We start from the raw sequence: 18829 nt of genomic DNA on the forward strand, positions 1-18829 counted from the left end.
TTTAATAATTATAGAGTAATAAATAATTCTTCGTTTGGTTTACGAACTTTAGTATAATGTTGGGTAGCATCTTCTTCATGACGATATCCAATTGCAGCTACTAGAGATGCATTTAATCCTAATGCATTTAATCCTAAGATTTCGTTATATTTTTCTGGTTCAAAACCTTCCATTGGAGTAACGTCTATTTTTAACTCAGCGGCTACGTTTAATAGATTCCCTAAAGCTAAATAGGTTTGTTTTGAAGCCCAAACAGATTTAGAATCTGAAGGAAGGGTTATTATTTTTGATTTCATAAAATCACTATATGGTTTTAAACTTTCCGTATTTAATCCTCTAGTTTGAGCCATGTTAGTTATATAGTCATCTATTTGGCTTTCATTTACATTTACAATATTTGCAAATACAAATAAATGTGAAGCATCTACAATTTGAGTTTGTCCCCAAGAAGCAGGTTGTAATTTTGTTCTTAACTCAGGATTTTCAATTATAAAAACCTGATATGGCTGTAAACCATAAGACGAAGTACTTAAGCGTATAGCGTCTTTTAAAATTTCAAGATCGCTGTTTGAGATTTTTCTTGTGGCATCAAATTTTTTTGTTGCATATCTCCAATTTTGATTTTCAATAAAAGTGTTCATATTAATTTTCTCTAATTTTCTCTAATAAATAATTTAATTTTTCTAATTCTTCTGCTGTTAATTTTTTTGTTAATTCACTTTCGTACCTTTCAATTAAAGGATCTAACTCTAAAAGAATATCTAATCCTTTTTTTGTAATATTAATTTCAATTTTTCTTCTATTGTTAGGACAAATATTTCGTTCTACCATTTCCTTAAATAACAATTTATCAATTAAACGAGTAGTGTTACTGTTTTTAGTAACCATTCGTTCTTGGATATCTTGCATATTTATAAGTTTTCCCTTTTGTCCTCTTAAAATCCTTAATACATTATATTGTTCACTGGAAATTTCATATGGTTTTAATACGTCATTAAATTTGTCACCAAGAAAATTTGTAGTGAATTTCAAATTAAGAGTTACTTTTTTAGCAATACTTAATTCAATGGTACTTTTTATTTCATCTTCTATTTTCATTTGTATTTACAAAATTTGTATGTACAAATGTAATGTATTTATTTATTTGTATATACAAATGTTTGTTAAATTTTTATTAATTTTTTATTAGCTGAGACTAGAATAGTTATTTTTAACCTGTTATGAAAAAATTAATATTCATTGTATGCCTATTAGTGGCAACAGTCATTTATAGTCAAAAGAATGTACAACCTATCAAAGTGTATGAATTAGAGGGGATAACTGTATCTTCATATGATTTTGAAGGATTAGAAACTTTTTTTAAACAAAAAGATGATACTATTTATATTATCAATTTTTGGGCTACATGGTGTGCACCTTGTATAAAAGAATTGCCTTATTTTGAGGGAATTGGTAAAAAATACAAAGAAAAAAATGTGAAAATTATTTTAGTAAGTCTAGATTTTCCTAAAAAAGTTGAAACAAGTTTACTTCCATTTATAAAAAGAAAAAAGTTAGTGTCAGATGTTATTCATTTAAATGATCCTGATGCTAATTCTTGGATAGAGAAAGTTAATAAAGGTTGGAGTGGAGCTATACCAGCTACAATTATATACAAGAATGATGATGCGGCTTTTTATGAACAATCCTTTACTTATGAAGAATTAGAAAAAGAACTTTTAAAAATGTTAAACAAATAAATAAAAAGAATGAAAGCTTTAAAAATTGTATTAAGTGTATTGGTATTTGGACTTGTAAGTGCATTTACTTTTAATAGAGTAGTAACTTCTGGTTATGAAGTAGGAGATAAGGCTACTGATTTTAAATTGAAAAATATTGATGATAAAATGGTATCCTTAAGCGATTATAAAGATGTAAAAGGATATATTGTTATTTTTACTTGTAATCATTGTCCATTTGCTATTGCTTATGAAGATCGAATAATTGCATTGGATAAAAAATATAAGAAATTAGGGTATCCTGTTATTGCAATTAATCCAAATAATCCTGAAGTTCAAGAGAAAGATAGTTTTGAATTAATGAAAGTAAGAGCCAAAGAGAAAGGATTTACTTTTCCTTATTTATTTGATGAAGGTCAAAAAATTTATCCACAGTATGGAGCTACAAAAACGCCTCATGTTTATGTATTGAAAAAAACTAAAGAAGGTAATATTGTAAAATATATTGGAGCAATAGATGACAATCATACAGATGAAACTGCTGTTAAAGTAAAATATGTAGAAAATGCAGTGGATGCTTTATTAAAAAATAAGGAAGTTTCTGTAAAAATGACAAAAGCTATTGGATGTTCCATTAAAGCATAGTATTTTTGGTGCAAATTAATGAATATGAATTTAGAGCAACAACAGTGGTGGAGTCAGTTTTTAACTGATGAAAAAGGAGTAATTTTAGATGTTAGAACTGAAGACGAGTTCAATAACGGAAAAATTCCTGATGCACTTAATATTGATATATTTAAAGGACAAGGTTTTATTTATGCTTTAGAAGAATTAGATAAAACTAAAAATTACTATGTGTATTGTGCAGCTGGTTCTAGAAGTGCAAATGCATGTAATATTATGAGAGAATTAGGTTTTACAAATGCTTATAATTTAGTTGGAGGTATTTCTCAATGGGAAGGTCCAGTGGAATAACGTCTAATATATATTAATAAACAAAAACCGAGTTGAAATAACTCGGTTTTTGTGTTTTATAGTTTTTTACTATAAGTTCTTCTTCTTTTAGTGATTTTTGTATCAAAATGTTTCCATAAATTGTGAATCGCATTGTTTTCTTCTAATTCAGGAGTTCTTACGCAAGTTTTTATTCCTTTCGCTTCACATACTTTGTAATATTCTTCAAAAATAATACCTGTAACACCTTTGCTTTGATATTCTGGAGCTACACCAATTAAATAAAAAACAGCTTCTTTAGAATGCTTTCTAGCTTGTAATAAATGATAAAAACCAAATGGAAAAAGTTTTCCTTTTGCTTTTTGAAGTGCTTCACTAAAACCAGGCATAACTATTGCAAATGCAACCATTTTATTGTCTTTATCAACTATGAATTTGATAAATTCTGGATTTATAAAGCTGATGTATTTTTTCTTAAAATATTCTTTTTGAACTTTATTAATAGCAACAAAAGATTGTAGTTTTGAGTAAGTTTCGTTAAACAATTCAAACATATCATCTACATAAGGCATGATATCTTTTGTTTTAGTAAAGTTTAGACATCTTAACTGATAACGTTGTTGAACTAATTTACTAATTTTAGTAAAAGGAGCAGGGTCAATATTAGCAAATGAAAAGGAACTTTCAATGTATTCTTTTTCTTTTAGTAACCCTAATTTTTCAAAATGATCTTTATAATAAGGCATGCTATACCAAGTAACCATATTGCCTATTTCTTTAAAGCCTTCAACAAGGACTCCTACTTTATCTAAATTTGAAAAACCTATTGGTCCTTCCACCATTTCTAAACTATGTTTGTTACCTAATTCGTAAACTTTATCTAATAAAGCTTTGGTTACTTCAATATCATCAATAGCATCAAACCAACCAAAACGAACTTTGCTTTTATTTAGGATATTCACTTCATCCCAATTAATTATAGCAGCAACTTTTCCTACAATTGTATTGTCTTTATAAGCCAAATAAAAATGGGCTTCTGCTGTTTCAAATGCAGGGTTTTTAGACTTGTCAAAAGTTTCTAATTCCTCTGCAATTATGGGTGGAACCCAATAAGGGTTTCCTTTGTATAAATCAAATGAGAATAAAATATAATCTTTAAGATCCTTTTTGGTCTCCGCTTTTTTTATTGTTATCATTTTTTATTCTATTTCTACTTCGTCTTTACGTTTTTTCTTTTCTTTTTCGGCTTTTTTCTTCATTTTTTTATCCATTTTGCTGCCTTTATCTTTTTCTATTTTTACTTCCTTATAATTCGCATCAAAACGCCATGAGAAACCAGCTCCAGCAGTAAATAAAGAAGGACTATCTTTAATATTTTTTCCTATAGAAGCATCTACTTGCATTCTGCTGTTTATTAAATAAGCCGCTCCTAATCTAAAAACGCCATCTGAATAATAATCACCATTATAACCTTGGTTTTCAATAAAACCAGACCATTTTTCATTAAAACCTCTTGTTAATGTTATTACATAGTTAATAGAATTAAAATCAGAAGCTATCTTGTCATACATTATATTAGTCACAAAAACCCAGCGAGAACCAAAATGATTTTGAGCAATTAACATTACTTTTGGACTTACAGTAGGCTCTTTAACAAAAGTAGGTGCATAAATAAATGGGTTATCTGAAAAACTAAGATTAACACCTGCATAAGCAGCTACAGCAGGAACAAATTGTCTCCAATTGAATTTATGATTGGCTTTCCAACTGTATAAATTCTCTTTTACTTCATAATTTTTAAAAGGGTCGTAGATTAAATACTTAACACCTATTAATGTTTTCTTTAAAGCAGAACGATTTTTACTTTCAAAACTGGAATTATATTTATCGTTTTGATATTGGAGTTCAGCAATGAATTCTAATTCTTCAAAAAATAAACCCCAACGAAAGTCAAGTTCTGCAATAACTCCGTTTGCGTCATATTTTAATGCTGCATGATCCTCATTTTGAAAATTTAAACCAGTTTCAACTTGAATAATAGATTTACCAACAGAAAAAGCCATCATAGATTTTCCCGGACGATTAGAGTTGATTTCATCTGTAAATTGAGCATAATGAGCTTGATAAACAAAGAAAAATAATAAGAATAAACATTTAGTGTATTTCATCTTGCTAATATTTAGGTCAAAAGTAGTATTTTTATAATAATTTTAAGAAACATTAGTATGCTTTTATCTACTAATAAACGTAATTTTGAATTTTAAATTTAATTAGAATGGAAACAGCATCATTCCCAAGTTTACTTAGAACGCTAGCTATTATAATATTATTTTATTATTTGTTTAAATTTTTGTTCCGAATTTTTGCACCAGTTTTAATGAGAGGAGCCATGAATAAAATGCAACAAAAAATGCAAGACCAAATGAATGGTCAGTTTGGGCAACAAAATACTTATGGTAACCAAAATACAAATTCTCAAAAAACAAGCACTAAAGAAATGCCTACAGAAAAGAAGAAAGTAGGAGAGTATGTTGATTTTGAAGAGATAGATTAAAACGATAAACAATACTTCAAGTTGTTCTAAAGGATATTATTGCAATATCCTTTTTTTATTTACCTTAGCGTTTTATTTAGATATCTATTTTACCAATGAAAAAAATACAATCTTTCTTACCTCATTTACTTGCCATATTAGGTTTTGTTTTAGTAGCTATAATTTATTTTTATCCAGTATTAGAAGGGAAAAAAATATACCAATCTGATATTGCTCAATATACAGGAATGGCAAAAGAGCAAAATGATTTTAGAAAAGAAAATGATACTGAACCTTATTGGACAAATAGTGCTTTTGGAGGAATGCCAACATATCAATTAGGAGCACATTACCCACATAATTATGTGAAGAAATTGGACTTAGTTTTACGTTTTTTACCTCGACCAGCAGATTATTTGTTTTTATACTTTCTTGGTTTTTATATTCTTTTAATGGTTTTAAAAATTGATCCATTAAAAGCCTTTTTTGGTGCTTTAGCTTTCGGTTTTTCTACCTATTTAATTATTATTTTAGGAGTTGGTCATAATGCAAAAGCTCATGCAATTGCTTATATGCCTATCGTTTTAGCTGGAGTATTATTGGTTTTCCAAAGAAAATATATTGTAGGAGGAATTTTGACAATGATTGCTGCTGCATTGGAAATACAAGCGAATCACTTTCAAATGACTTACTATTTACTGATTTTATTATTGATAGTAAGTAGTTTTTATACGTACCAATTTTTAAAAGAAAAAGCTTATAAAGATTTTGGGAAAGTAATTGGAATTTTTGCAATTGCAGGATTATTAGCGATTGGTGCCAATGCGACTAATTTATTGGCTACATCTGAATATGCTACATTTTCAACTCGTAATAAAAGTGAGTTAACCATTGATGAAAATGGTACTCCAAAAACGAATGCAAATGCAATGAGTTATGAATACATAACAGAATATAGTTATGGAAAAGCTGAGAGTTTAAATCTAATTGCACCAAGGTTATTTGGAGGTTCTAATCATGAAGATTTAGGAGTGGAATCAGAAATGTATAGTTTTATTACGCAACAAGGTGTTCCACCAAACGAGGCAGTTGATATAGTAAAACAAATGCCAACCTATTGGGGAGATCAGCCAATTGTTGCTGCACCAGCTTATATAGGAATAGTTGTTTTTTTCTTTTTTATATTAGCATTATTTGTTTCAGATAATAAGAAAATAAAATACGCTTTGTTAACAGGTGCAGTTGTTTCTCTATTTCTTTCTTGGGGAAAAAACTTATCTTTTTTAACTGATTTCTTTATTGATTTTGTACCCATGTACAATAAATTTAGAGCCGTTTCTTCTATTCAAGTTATTTTGGAATTGTGTATTCCTACTTTAGCAGTTTTAGGTTTTTACCAATTTTTCAAACTGGAAGATAAAAAAATACAATGGAATTACCTTTGGAAAACAGGAGCTATTGTTTTTGGATTTCTAGCGATTTTATTTGTTTTTAAAGGAGCTTTTGATTTTTCAGGAGGAAATGATGGGTTTTATGCTCAAAATTATGGTCCAGAATTCATGAGTGCTTTAAAAAAAGATAGAATGTCCTTGTATACCAAAGATATTTTACGTGCTATGGGTTATGTTTTGGCTGTTTTTGGAATTTTATTTTTCTACAATAAAGGAAGTCTTAAAACTACAAGGGCAGTTATTTTAGTTGGTTTATTGATGTGTACAGATTTAGTTACTATCGACAAAAATTACGTTAGTAAAGAGGATTTTGTCTCAGCAAGGGAAATGGAAGAACCTTTTCAAGCAACGGAAGCCGATTTAAAAATATTACAAGACACCACACATTTTAGAGTGTTTGAAGTAGCTGGACAAATGAGTAGTGCTAGAAGCTCGTATTTTCATAAGTCGATAGGTGGTTATCATGCAGCTAAACCAAGAAGAATGCAACAATTATTTGATTACCAAATAGCAAAAAACAATGTGAATATTTTGAACATGTTGAATGTGAAGTACATTATTCAAAATGGAGAAGATGGAAGACCTGTTGCTTTAGCTAACCCAGCTACAAATGGGAATGCTTGGTTTGTAAAAGAAGTTAAAAAAGTGAATTCTGCGGATGAAGAAATGAAAGCTTTGGATAGTTTAGATACTAAAAATGTGGCTATTTTAAACCCTATTTCTTTAAAGGCAAAAACAAATTATAACTTTAAAGATTTCAAAAGAGATTCACTAGCTAGTATAAAACTAGATGTATATAAACCTAATTATCTTAAATATTCTTCTAATAATGAAAATGATGGTTTTGCAGTTTTTTCAGAAATGTATTATAGAGATGGATGGAAAGCTACTATTGATGGAAATGAAAGTATGATTTATAGAGTTGATTATGTCCTAAGGGGTCTGAAAATTCCAGCAGGCAAACATACTATTGAGTTTACATTTGCACCACAAGTTGTAAAAACAGGAAGTTTAATTGCTTTAATGAGTTCGATAGGAATGTTGTTACTGATTATTGGAGGTGTTTATTTTGAAACTAAAAAAGTAAAAAATTAAACCTTCAAAAAAAATACTAATCATTTCTTATTATTGGCCACCAGCTGGAGGACCAGGAGTGCAGCGTTGGTTGAAGTTTGTAAAATACTTACCTGATTTTGGTATTGAACCACATGTTTACATCCCAGAAAATCCAAATTACCCACTTACAGATGAAAAATTAATTCGTGAAGTTTCAGAATCAACGATTGTTGTAAAAAAGAAAATTTTTGAACCTTATGGATTGGCCGCTGTTTTTTCGAAAAATAAAACCAAAAAAATCAGTTCAGGTATTATTCCGAATCAAAAGAAGCAGACGTTTTTAGAAAAACTAATGCTTTGGATTAGAGGGAATTTATTTATTCCAGATGCAAGGGTTTTTTGGGTGAAACCATCTGTGAAATTTTTAAAAAAGTATCTTCAAGAGAACGAGATTAATACTGTAATTACAACTGGACCACCACATAGTTTGCACCTTATTGGTTTACAATTAAAAAAGGAGCTAAATATCAAGTGGATAACCGATTTTCGAGATCCTTGGACAACTATTGGTTATCACAAACAATTAAAATTGAGTAATTGGGCAGCTAAAAAACATGAAGCATTAGAAAAAGAAGTATTAAATAGTTGTGATACTATCATTGTGACTTCAGAAAACACTAAAAAAGAATTTAAAGCACTCTCAAATCAACGAATTGAAGTGATTACGAATGGATATGATTTTGAGAAAGTGGCTAAAAAACCAATGGATACCCAATTTACATTGGCACATATTGGTTCATTTTTGTCAGAACGAAATCCAAAAATTCTATGGCAGTCTTTATCAGAATTAATTTTAGAGAATAGATCTTTTGCAGAAAATTTTCAGTTGAAATTAATTGGAGCGGTTAGTAATGAAGTTTTAGAAAGCATAGAAAAATATAATTTGCAAACTTTTGTACATCATTTGGGGTATGTTTCTCACGAAGAAGCCTTGCAACAACAAAAAAGTTCACAAGTACTATTGTTGGTTGAAATTGATTCAGAAGAAACGAAATGCATTATTCCTGGAAAACTATTTGAATATATGGTTTCAGAACGACCTATTATTGCCATTGGACCAAATGCAACTGATTTTGAAAAAATTATTAAAGAAACTAATTCGGGTTCATTTTTTAATTATTATGAAAAAGAAGCTTTAAAAGATCAAATTTTAAAATATTTTAACTTGTATTTAGAAAATGATTTAAAGTCACATCCAATAGGTTTGCAACAATATAGTAGGAAGCGTTTAACAGAAAATTTGGCTTCACTGGTTATAAATCACTAATCACTATTTGTATAAAATGGGAATTGTTATCAACCAATCTATAAGAAATACAATTATTACCTACATTGGTTTTGCCATTGGAGCGGTGAATACATTGTATATGTATGTTAAGTTTTTAGGTGATACTTATTATGGTTTGGTTGGTTATATACTTTCATCAGCAAATATATTAATGCCTTTAATGGCTTTTGGAGTCCATAATACCTTGGTAAAATATTTTAATGAATATAAAACAGAAAGAGAGAAATCAGAATTTTTAACTTTCATTTTGTTTTTACCTCTATTATTAGTAATTCCTTTTTCATTGATAGCTTATTTTGGATATCATCAAATAGCAGGTTTATTAGCTCAAGAAAATCTAATTGTTTATGATTATGTATGGCAAATACCAGTGATTGGTTTGTCGATGGGCTATTTTGAGATTTTTTATGCTTGGGTAAAAGTTCATTTACAATCTGTTTTAGGAAGTTTTATTAAAGAAGTTTTATTGCGAATTTTAATTAGTATTAGCTTATTTGCTGTTTATTTTAATTGGATAACACCTATTCAGTTTGTCTATACTTTAATGGGAATTTATTTATTTGTCATGTTATTGATGAAATGGTTTGCTTTTAGAGTACGGTTTCCTTCTTTTACTTTTAAGCGACCTTCAAATAGTAAAGCAATAATTACGTATAGTTTGTTTATTATCTTAACAGGTGGAATAGCTAATTTATTTTTAGAAATTGATAAGTTTATGCTAAATTGGTATGTTCAAATTGAAAATATAGCCTATTATTCTGTAGCAATATTTATTGCTACTGTTATTGCAGTTCCAAGCCGTGCGATGCATCAGATAACTTATCCAATTACAGCAAAGTTAATGACTGAAAATAAACTGGTTGAGTTGAATGAGCTTTATAAAAAAACATCTATTACTTTACAAATCATAGGAGGCTTAATTTTTGTAGGTATTTTAACAAATATTAATGAATTATATGTGTTGTTACCAAAAGAATATTCTGGTGGTATTTTTGTAGTGTTTACAATTGGTTTATCTAAATATTTTGATTTGACATTAGGTAATAATAATGCTATTATTTTTAATTCACAATATTATAGAATTGTACTTTTTCTAGGTATTTTATTGATTTTAGTGACTGTTGGATTAAATATGATTTTTATTCCTTTATATGGATTAAAGGGGACTGCTTTTGCTACATTATTATCAATTACCTTATATAGTTTATCAAAATTAGTATTTGTAGTTTTTAAAATGAAGCTGTTTCCATTTTCAATAAATACAATAAAATCTTTTGGAGTTTTAATAACTACTTTTTTAGTTTTTTATTTTTGGGATTTTGGGTTTCATCCCATACTGAATATAGCATTAAAATCTATTTTGATTACATTTTTTTATACAGGCTTATCTTATTATTTTTCACTTTCGGAAGATATTAATTTGATTTTAAATAAAGTATTTAAAAGAATTGGCTTGAAATAAAGAATCCTGCTTCACATTTCTGTTTCACAGGATTTTTAACAAACAAACTAAACCAACCAAAACTATTTATGAAATTTTTAATTTTTTTTATCTAATTCTTTAATGTCTTCATTTAACATTTTTGCTTTTGTTCCATCCTGGCGATAGTAGTAGTAATCTTCATCACTATCATTGTTATCGTAACCAGAGTTATAATTGTATTGGTTATCAGCTTGATAATGATTGTTGTTTGTAGTGTAAGTATAATTTCCATTATAACTATTAACAGTTCCTATGATGTTTACTATTCTACCTCTTCTATCATAAATTATTCTTAAACCACCAACTTGAGTTAGTGCAAAACTGTTGTAATTCATATAAACAGAACCTACTCTTTTTACTCTTCCTGTAGCATCATAGTTAATGAAAACATTTCCAACTCTTCTAACTCTACCCATATAATCATGTTCAATTTTTGTACCACCATTACTTGGTCCATAATATGATCTAGAATTTCCTCTTCCACTAGGTGCACCATATGTTCTATTTACATTGCTATTTCTTCTGTTTGGAGCAGTTGTTGTAACAGTATTAAAATCAAATTCACCATTTGGGAAAACATAAAACTCGATTCCTCTTTCCATAAAAACTATCGGATCTGCATATCTATAATCTACAGGTGGATAATTTCGATTACTAACATCATCAAAAACCTTTTTGTCAGATGCTTTTGCAGTTTGTAAACTAAAAGCTAAAACTACAATAACTAATACTTGAGTAATTTTTTTCATAACACATCAATTTAAGGTTAAACTCTCAACTTTGTTTTTTATTTAAAAACTTGTTGCTTGATTAACTATAACCAATTTGCGTGCCAAAAAAAGTTAGTTAAGAAAAAATATTTTTATTTGTTTGATTGTTAGTTAGTTGTTGAAATAAAAAAATCCAGCAATATACTGGATTTCAAAGTTTATATTTGATGGAAATTTATTTTGCACCATATTTTCTCATCATCTCTTGTTGCATTTGCATAACTCCTTCTGAGCCTAAAGTGCTAAATAGGACAATAATATATATTAAATAAATACCACCTAAGACAATACCAATTATAGATAAAATTCTACCTATGTTCAGATTGCTATAGTTTGAATATGCAGAAGGATTTTCCTTATATAACTGTAAATCTTTTTTAGAAAGAACAAGTCCTACAACTCCAAGTACTAGACCTAGTCCATAACAACAACAAGTAAGTATTGAAATAATTCCTAAAACGAGAACAACAGTAGCATTTGGTAATTTTTGATTTTCCATGATTTAATTTATTTGGTTGGTTAGTTAATAAAAATGTTTAAAGTAATAGGCAACTATCATTATAATCGCATTTAGAATAGCAGTAATAATAACAATTTTTGTATAATTTCTAGACTTATCTATTAAGTGAAAGAAGAGAAAGATAAAGAAAAGTATTGTTGTGTAAATAGCGGGATACATTTTAAATGCTCCAATGAAATCACCTTGAAATAACAAAAGAAGAGATCTTTGGGTTCCACAACCTAAACATTCTACTCCGAAAAGAGATTTGCTAAAGCAAGGCAACATATATTCTTCCATGGTTGTAATTGTTTTTTTTACAAGTTTACAAAAATATTATTGTAAAAAAAATAGCATGTCAATTTTAGTTTTTTATATTTGGAAAAAGAAATTTAAATGAAAAACTTTTTATATACTGTCTTACTATTTGTTGTTGGAATTTATGCCATATATGAACAATCGAAGTCAGAACCGAATAAATTTATTATGTTTGGTGCTTTAGCAATTTTTATGGTAGGATTATATCGTATTAGTAATAAAATTCCAAGTAAACAAGATAAAGAGAATACAGAAGATGAGCAATAATTTTGAAATAGGTGATAGAGTATCAGTATTAGATGATGCAATTGATGGAGTAGTTACTAAAGTAAATCAAAATGAGGTTACGATTTCTACAGATGATGATTTTGTAATGACTTTTAAAAAAGATGAATTAGTTAAGATTAATAAAGGATCTTTAACTAATTTGTTTTCTTCGAAAAGTGTTTCACAAGTTCTATCTGAAAAAGTTGAACCGACTAAGCGTTCGTTTACAAAAGAAAAAAAATCAAAGAGAGAAGAATTTGTTTTAGAAGTTGATTTACATATTGAAAAATTAGTTCCTTCTATGAAAGGATTGTCTAATTATGAAATTCTTAATATTCAAATGGATACTGCGAAAGGGCAATTAGACTTTGCAATAAGAAATAGAATGCAAAAACTAGTTTTTATTCATGGAGTAGGAGAAGGAGTTCTAAAATCTGAATTAGAATTTATGCTTGGACGTTATGAGCAAGTTAGTTTTCAAGAAGCTAGTTTTCAAAAATATGGTTTTGGAGCTACAGAAGTCTATATCAAACAAAACGTTCGTTAATTAACATCTATTTTATAATCACCAAAAATGTAACTAACAAAGCTAAATGAGTTATCTGTACTTGCAAAGTTTACATTCAACAGAGTAATATTATGAGTGTGGGAAACAACCTCATTACTTGAATTTAAAACTTCATTTGTTTCAATTGAGATTGTTCCTCCAGTAGCTTTCCACTCTTTAAGAACAGTAGGAGATGAAACAGGAACAGTTGCGCATACAGTAAGGTTTGAAACGGTTCCTGTATACTTTCTATAAATTACTTCATTACTACCACTTATAGTTATAATTCTTGGGCTATCAACAGTAGGAGTAGCTTCAAAAGCAATGTCGAATTGTTCGTCAGTTAAGCTAATTAATAATAACTCCTCATTTTTTGTTTTAAAAATTAAATTATTATCGGTACACTCTTGTATTTCTTGATCTTCAAAATTAAAGGATTCTAAAGTGATGTCTCCATCATCGCATGAGGAAATAGTAACTATAGCAAGTAATAAAACAAGTATTTTTTTCATAGAAAATAGCTTAAAATAGAATGCTGTTTATATATGGAAACAAAAATAAGTTTAATATTTAATTCTAAACTATAATTTTTGCTAATTTTTAAGTTATTTAGGAATTTTACTATAAATTAGATTTCCAAAAATAGAGTTATTAATAATTGGAATCGTTATAATTTTTTATCAAAATGATAAAAAATAAGTTAAGAAATCGTTTTCGTTAATAACTAATTTTAAAAAAGTTGCTAAGGAAAATCTTATAAATGTATATTTATGAAAATTTTTACTCTAATTTTATCATTATTATAATTAAAAGGAATAATAGTTATAAATGTTAAAATTAAGACAACAAATAAATCTAATCTTTAATTAAATTATGAGTACAAACCAAACCAAAACCAATTGGGCGCAATTTATTCCTTTAGTATCAGTTTTCTTCTTTTGGGGATTTGTTGCAGCAAGTAATGATATCTTAATACCAGTTTTTAAAAAAGCATTTGATTTATCACAAGGACAAAGTCAATTAGTTTCTGTTGCTTTTTATGTAGCTTATACTGTGGGAGCAATTTTATATATGTTAATATCACATTTATCAAAAAAAGATATTGTTAGAAGACTAGGTTATAAAAATAGTTTATCCTTAGGGTTATTAATTTCAGCATTGGGAACATTATTGTTTTATCCTGCAGCAAATACAGGTTCTTTTCCATTAATGCTTTCAGGATTATTTATTGTAGGGTTAGGCTTTTCATTACAACAGACTGTTGCGAATCCTTTGGCAATTGCTTTAGGTTCAATTACAACAGGCTCACAGAGATTAACTTTAGCGGGAGGAATAAATAATTTTGGTACAACTATAGGACCATTAATTGTCACTTTTGCTATTTTTGGAGCTAATTCAACAGCTGATACTGTAATAGATGTTACTACTGTAAAAGTACCTTATCTAATTTTAGGTTTGGCTTTTGCTTTGGTAGCTATTTTATTGAAATTTTCGAGTTTACCAAATAAAGTTGAAGAAGAAATTGAGGTAGAAGATAATAAAGGAATAGTTGTAAGAAGTTCTGCTTTAAAATATCCTCAATTAGTTATGGGTATGATTGCAATATTTGTTTATGTTGGAGTAGAGGTTTCTACGGCAAGTAATTTACCTGCTTATTTAGAGTCAGGTTTAGGAATGAGTATAAGTGAAGTTGCTCCTTATGTCTCTTTATATTGGGCAAGTTTAATGATTGGGAGATGGACAGGTGCAGTTGAGGCTTTTACAGATAATCTTCAATGGAGAAAAATTTTAAAATTTGTTGCTCCTTATTTAGCTTTTGGAGTGTTTCTTTTTGCAAGTTATTTGTCAGGAAAAGAGTTGCAACCATTTTATGTATATGGTTTAATTATTTTAGTATTAATTATTGCTGATATTTTGAGTAAAGCAAATCCAGTAAGAATGTTATTGCTTTTCTCTTTATTTGGAATTGTTGCACTTTTAATAGGAATGACTACTTCTGGAATGGTGAGTGTTTATGCTTTTACTAGTGTTGGTCTTTTTTGTAGTACTTTATGGCCGTGTATTTTTACTTTGGCTATTAGTGGGCTTGGAAAACATACCACTCAAGGGAGTAATTTTTTAATTATGATGATTATGGGTGGAGGAATTGTTAGTTGGATTCAAGGTTATGTTGCAGATCAAACAACACCTCACTTTAGCTACATTGTTGGAATTTTTTGCTTTGCTTACTTAGCATTTTATGCTTGGAAAGTAGGTGGAATTTTAATGAATCAAGGAATTAATTTTGATAAAAAAGTAAGTGGTGGACATTAAAAAATGAATACCTTTTTAATAGCAAAAAAATCCGATTTGTCATCAAGTCGGATTTTTTTGTTAGATATTATTTCTTTTACTAATGAATTTTAAATAGTATTGAAATGGTGTTTAAAATGATAAATGTCTATTTTAGCCCTGATAGTAGTGGCATCCTTTTCTTTTTATAAGAAAAAGAAAAGATAGAACGGATAGCAGGTGTATTTTTCTTATGAATGCTTTTTTGGTGCTTCTAAAAAATTATCTAACTCAATTTACTAAGTTTTTTTAATAAAAAATTCCGTTTAGAGAACTAAACGGAATTCTTTTATATCTAGATATTTCTTTTTTACAAATGAATCACTTCTCCATAAGCATCAGCTACTGCTTCCATAACTGCTTCGCTCATGGTTGGGTGAGGGTGAACTGCTTTTAGGATTTCATGACCTGTAGTTTCTAGTTTACGGGCTACAACTGCTTCTGCAATCATATCGGTAACACCTGCACCAATCATATGACAACCTAACCACTCTCCGTATTTAGCATCGAAGATAACTTTTACAAAACCATCAGGTGTTCCAGCTGCTTTTGCTTTTCCAGAAGCTGAGAAAGGGAATTTACCAATTTTTAACTCGTATCCTTTTTCTTTAGCTTGTTTTTCTGTCATACCAACAGAAGCTATTTCTGGAGTGGCATAAGTACAACCTGGAATGTTTCCATAATCTAATGGTTCTACATGTAAACCTGCAATTTTTTCTACACATAATATTCCTTCAGCAGAAGCAACATGTGCTAAGGCTTGACCAGGAGTTACATCTCCAATAGCATAGTAACCAGGAACATTAGTTTGGTAGAAATCGTTTACTAAAATTTTATCTCTATCAGTTGCAATACCAGTTTCTTCTAAACCAATATTTTCAATATTTGTTTTGATTCCAACTGCTGAAAGTAAGATATCGGCTTCTAGAACTTCTTCTCCTTTTGCTGTTTTTACAAATGCTTTTACACCGTCTCCAGAGGTATCAATTCTTTCTACAGAAGAATTAGTCATCACTTTGATACCTGCTTTTTTCATAGAACGCTCAAATTGTTTTGAGATATCTTCGTCTTCAACTGGAACTACATTTGGCATAAATTCTACAATAGTAACATCAGTTCCCATTGCATTATAGAAATGTGCAAACTCAACACCAATTGCACCAGAACCTACAACAATCATTTTCTTTGGTTGCTCGGGTAAAGTCATGGCTTGTCTGTAGCCTATTACTTTTTTACCATCTTGAGGTAAATTGGGTAACTCACGTGAACGAGCACCAGTAGCTATAATGATATTGTCTGCAGAATATTCAGTTACTTTCCCATCTTTATCTGTAACATCAACCTTCTTTCCTGATTTTAGTTTCCCGAAACCATCAATTACATCAATTTTATTTTTTTTCATTAGGAACTGAACGCCTTTACTCATTCCTTCTGCTACGTCTCTAGAACGTTTTACAACAGCATTAAAATCTTTATCAAACTCCTTAACGGTTAAACCATAGTCTGAAGCATGTTTTAAATAATCAAATACTTGAGCAGATTTCAGTAAGGCTTTTGTAGGAATACAACCCCAATTTAAACAAATTCCTCCTAAATTTTCTTTCTCTACAACAGCTACTTTAAAGCCTAATTGCGATGCTCTAATTGCTGTTACATATCCACCAGGACCACTTCCTAAAACAATGATGTCGTATTTCATTTTTTGATTTTTATATTAAAAAAGTAATTGTAATAATTATCGTTTGCGAATTTAAGGAATTATTTTAAAAGATTATACCTGAATTGAAAATTGGGAATCGTAAAGGTTTTTGTAATAGCCATTTTCTAAAGCTAATAATTCAGAATGTGAACCAGATTCTACAATTTCACCCTTATCCATTACTATAATCCTATCAGCTTTCATGATAGTTGCTAATCTATGGGCGATTACAATTGAAGTTCGTCCTTTAGTGATTTTCTCTGTTGCACTTTGTATTAATTCTTCTGAATAACTATCAATTGAAGAGGTAGCTTCGTCTAAGATTAATATACTAGGATTGCTTACATAAGCTCGTAAAAAAGCAATTAGTTGTCTTTGACCTGAAGATAGCATGACTCCTCTTTCTTTGACATTGTAATCATAACCATTTGGAAGGTTTATAATAAATTCATGTACTCCAATTTTTTTAGCAGCTAAGATTACATCTTCTTTTGTGATAGATTTATCATAAAGTGTTATGTTGTTATAAATAGTATCGGCAAATAAAAAGACATCTTGTAAAACTACAGCTATTTGCTTACGTAAACTCTCTATAGTATATTCTTTAATAGTTGTATTGTCTATTGTTATAGTTCCTGAATCTATTTCGTAAAATCGATTTAATAAATTAATTATTGTAGATTTTCCTGCTCCTGTACTTCCTACAATTGCAATAGTTGCACCAGCAGGAATATCCATATTAATACCTTTTAAAACTTCTTCTCCTTCTAGATAACTAAATCGAACATCTTTAAATGATATAATTCCTTCAAATCGAGTTGCTAACTTGTTTCCAATATCTTGAATTTGGCTATTAGTTTCTAGAATTTCAAAAACACGTTCAGCAGCTACAATTCCCATTTGCATAACATTAAACTTATCTGCAATTTGTCGTAAAGGATTGAAAAGCATGGTAATTAACATAGTGTAGGTAAATAAATCACCAAAGGTAGTACTTGTTTCTCCATTTAATATTTGCATTCCACCGTACCAAACGATAGCTCCTAGTGTTAGAGAGGAAACAAAGTCAGCAATAGGGAAGAAGATAGAGTTGTATAAGATGTTTTTTAACCAAGCTTTATTGTGCTTTTGATTGATTTCTTTGAATTTTTCATATTCAATTTTTTCTCGATTAAATAGTTGAACTATCTTCATGCCCGTTAATCGTTCTTGTACAAAAGTATTTAGATTTGAGATTTCGTTTCGTACTTCGTTAAAAGCAACTTTCATTTTCTTTTGAAAAATATTAGTTGCGTAAATTAATATTGGCATTGCTAAAAGAACGATAAGTGTTAATTCCCAATTCATGTATAACATTATCCCAATAATAACAATCATTTTAAGAATATCACTTACAATCATAAATAATCCCTGACTGAAAATACTTGCTATGGATTCGATGTCAGAAACAGTTCTCGTTACTAGTTTGCCAACAGGTTCATTGTCAAAATACTTCATTTTAAATGAAGTAATATGTTTGAATAATTTATCTCTTATATCTTTTATTATATCTTGACCTAACCAATTAGCCCAATAAGTAAAGAAGAATTGAGAAACTACTTCTAAAAGTAAAACAACTCCCATGATTATTACATATATTAATAATCCTTCCTTATTATGATTTTTTAAATAATCATCAACGGTTTGTTTTAATAAATAGGGGCGAGAAGCTGCAAAAATGGATAATAAAATAGCCCAAATTATTACCCAGTTAAACCTTTTTTGATAAGGTTTAGCATATCGCATTATTTTTTTTAAAGATTTTGGCTTTATAGCGCTCATTTATGTTTTGTATTTCATGAAGTGATCTTTAATA

20 protein-coding genes are annotated in these 18829 nt (G+C 28.9%); 10 read left to right on the forward strand and 10 right to left on the reverse strand.

What is annotated here, in order from left to right:
• Positions 1–8: 8 nt before the first annotated feature.
• Both FIA58_RS01550 and FIA58_RS01555 read right to left on the reverse strand, forming a co-directional pair.
• Complete coding sequence (locus FIA58_RS01550; protein WP_140959314.1) at positions 9–641, reverse strand: NAD(P)H-dependent oxidoreductase; 633 nt, start codon at positions 639–641, stop codon at positions 9–11.
• A 1-nt stretch (position 642) separates the two neighbouring features.
• The gene (locus FIA58_RS01555; RefSeq protein WP_140959316.1) at positions 643–1098 is read right to left on the reverse strand and encodes a MarR family winged helix-turn-helix transcriptional regulator; all 456 of its coding nucleotides are present in this window, start codon (positions 1096–1098) and stop codon (positions 643–645) included.
• Positions 1099–1220: 122 nt separating this feature from the next.
• Here FIA58_RS01555 and FIA58_RS01560 point away from each other — a divergent pair, with 122 nt between their 5' ends.
• The 3 genes from FIA58_RS01560 to FIA58_RS01570 are packed head-to-tail and all read left to right on the forward strand — an operon-like array spanning position 1221 to position 2693.
• Positions 1221–1739, forward strand: a complete 519-nt coding sequence (locus tag FIA58_RS01560; protein ID WP_140959318.1) for a TlpA disulfide reductase family protein — start codon at positions 1221–1223, stop codon at positions 1737–1739.
• A 9-nt stretch (positions 1740–1748) separates the two neighbouring features.
• A complete protein-coding gene (locus FIA58_RS01565) occupies positions 1749–2363 on the forward strand; it encodes a thioredoxin family protein (protein WP_140959320.1) in 615 nt (204 codons plus the stop codon).
• A gap of 24 nt (positions 2364–2387) precedes the next feature.
• The gene (locus FIA58_RS01570) at positions 2388–2693 is read left to right on the forward strand and encodes a rhodanese-like domain-containing protein (RefSeq protein ID WP_140959322.1); all 306 of its coding nucleotides are present in this window, start codon (positions 2388–2390) and stop codon (positions 2691–2693) included.
• Positions 2694–2749: 56 nt separating this feature from the next.
• Here the strand turns inward: FIA58_RS01570 and FIA58_RS01575 are convergent, their stop codons facing one another.
• Entirely contained in the window at positions 2750–3868 is a 1119-nt protein-coding gene (locus tag FIA58_RS01575) for a GTP cyclohydrolase (protein WP_140959324.1), read from the reverse strand.
• Between the two features lie 3 nt (positions 3869–3871).
• Positions 3872–4840 (reverse strand): transporter, encoded by a 969-nt coding sequence (locus FIA58_RS01580; RefSeq protein WP_140959326.1) that lies wholly within the window; start codon positions 4838–4840, stop codon positions 3872–3874.
• A 107-nt stretch (positions 4841–4947) separates the two neighbouring features.
• Here FIA58_RS01580 and FIA58_RS01585 point away from each other — a divergent pair, with 107 nt between their 5' ends.
• The 4 genes from FIA58_RS01585 to FIA58_RS01600 all read left to right on the forward strand — a co-directional run bounded on the left by FIA58_RS01585 (position 4948) and on the right by FIA58_RS01600 (position 10522).
• Positions 4948–5226, forward strand: coding sequence for a DUF4834 family protein (locus FIA58_RS01585; RefSeq protein ID WP_140959328.1), 279 nt, complete (start codon positions 4948–4950; stop codon positions 5224–5226).
• Positions 5227–5321: 95 nt separating this feature from the next.
• Positions 5322–7751, forward strand: a complete 2430-nt coding sequence (locus FIA58_RS01590; RefSeq protein ID WP_140959330.1) for a YfhO family protein — start codon at positions 5322–5324, stop codon at positions 7749–7751.
• A complete protein-coding gene (locus tag FIA58_RS01595; protein ID WP_140959332.1) occupies positions 7747–9039 on the forward strand; it encodes a glycosyltransferase family 4 protein in 1293 nt (430 codons plus the stop codon). The genes FIA58_RS01590 and FIA58_RS01595 overlap by 5 nt, the downstream gene beginning before the upstream one ends.
• 16 nt (positions 9040–9055) lie before the next feature.
• On the forward strand, positions 9056–10522 hold the full coding sequence (locus FIA58_RS01600; RefSeq protein WP_140959334.1) for a lipopolysaccharide biosynthesis protein: 1467 nt from the start codon (positions 9056–9058) through the stop codon (positions 10520–10522).
• A gap of 77 nt (positions 10523–10599) precedes the next feature.
• Here FIA58_RS01600 and FIA58_RS01605 read toward each other — a convergent pair whose 3' ends face one another.
• The 3 genes from FIA58_RS01605 to FIA58_RS01615 all read right to left on the reverse strand — a co-directional run bounded on the left by FIA58_RS01605 (position 10600) and on the right by FIA58_RS01615 (position 12112).
• Positions 10600–11292, reverse strand: a complete 693-nt coding sequence (locus tag FIA58_RS01605; RefSeq protein ID WP_140959336.1) for a hypothetical protein — start codon at positions 11290–11292, stop codon at positions 10600–10602.
• Positions 11293–11488: 196 nt separating this feature from the next.
• The gene (locus tag FIA58_RS01610; RefSeq protein ID WP_140959338.1) at positions 11489–11812 is read right to left on the reverse strand and encodes a CCC motif membrane protein; all 324 of its coding nucleotides are present in this window, start codon (positions 11810–11812) and stop codon (positions 11489–11491) included.
• 24 nt (positions 11813–11836) lie between these two features.
• Positions 11837–12112 carry a DUF2752 domain-containing protein gene (locus FIA58_RS01615; protein WP_140959340.1) on the reverse strand — a complete coding sequence of 92 codons (276 nt, stop codon included), beginning with the start codon at positions 12110–12112 and terminating at the stop codon, positions 11837–11839.
• Positions 12113–12208: 96 nt separating this feature from the next.
• Between FIA58_RS01615 and FIA58_RS01620 the strand changes: the two genes are divergently transcribed.
• Positions 12209–12397 carry a hypothetical protein gene (locus FIA58_RS01620; RefSeq protein ID WP_140959342.1) on the forward strand — a complete coding sequence of 63 codons (189 nt, stop codon included), beginning with the start codon at positions 12209–12211 and terminating at the stop codon, positions 12395–12397.
• A complete protein-coding gene (locus tag FIA58_RS01625) occupies positions 12387–12944 on the forward strand; it encodes a Smr/MutS family protein (protein WP_140959344.1) in 558 nt (185 codons plus the stop codon). Before FIA58_RS01620 ends, FIA58_RS01625 begins: the two co-directional genes overlap by 11 nt.
• On the opposite strand, the gene FIA58_RS01630 is transcribed toward FIA58_RS01625, so the two are convergent.
• Complete coding sequence (locus FIA58_RS01630; RefSeq protein WP_140959346.1) at positions 12941–13456, reverse strand: hypothetical protein; 516 nt, start codon at positions 13454–13456, stop codon at positions 12941–12943. The genes FIA58_RS01625 and FIA58_RS01630 overlap by 4 nt on opposite strands.
• A gap of 361 nt (positions 13457–13817) precedes the next feature.
• On the opposite strand from FIA58_RS01630, the gene FIA58_RS01635 reads away from it, so the two are divergent.
• A complete protein-coding gene (locus FIA58_RS01635; RefSeq protein ID WP_140959348.1) occupies positions 13818–15257 on the forward strand; it encodes an MFS transporter in 1440 nt (479 codons plus the stop codon).
• 328 nt (positions 15258–15585) lie between these two features.
• Here FIA58_RS01635 and lpdA read toward each other — a convergent pair whose 3' ends face one another.
• Together lpdA and FIA58_RS01645 are read right to left on the reverse strand one after the other, a co-directional pair.
• The gene (gene lpdA / locus FIA58_RS01640; RefSeq protein ID WP_140959350.1) at positions 15586–16974 is read right to left on the reverse strand and encodes a dihydrolipoyl dehydrogenase; all 1389 of its coding nucleotides are present in this window, start codon (positions 16972–16974) and stop codon (positions 15586–15588) included.
• Positions 16975–17046: 72 nt separating this feature from the next.
• Entirely contained in the window at positions 17047–18795 is a 1749-nt protein-coding gene (locus FIA58_RS01645) for an ABC transporter ATP-binding protein (RefSeq protein ID WP_140959352.1), read from the reverse strand.
• Positions 18796–18829: the final 34 nt, after the last annotated feature.

The sequence above is a fragment of the Flavobacterium jejuense genome (genome assembly GCF_006491595.2).
GTDB lineage: Bacteria > Bacteroidota > Bacteroidia > Flavobacteriales > Flavobacteriaceae > Flavobacterium > Flavobacterium jejuense.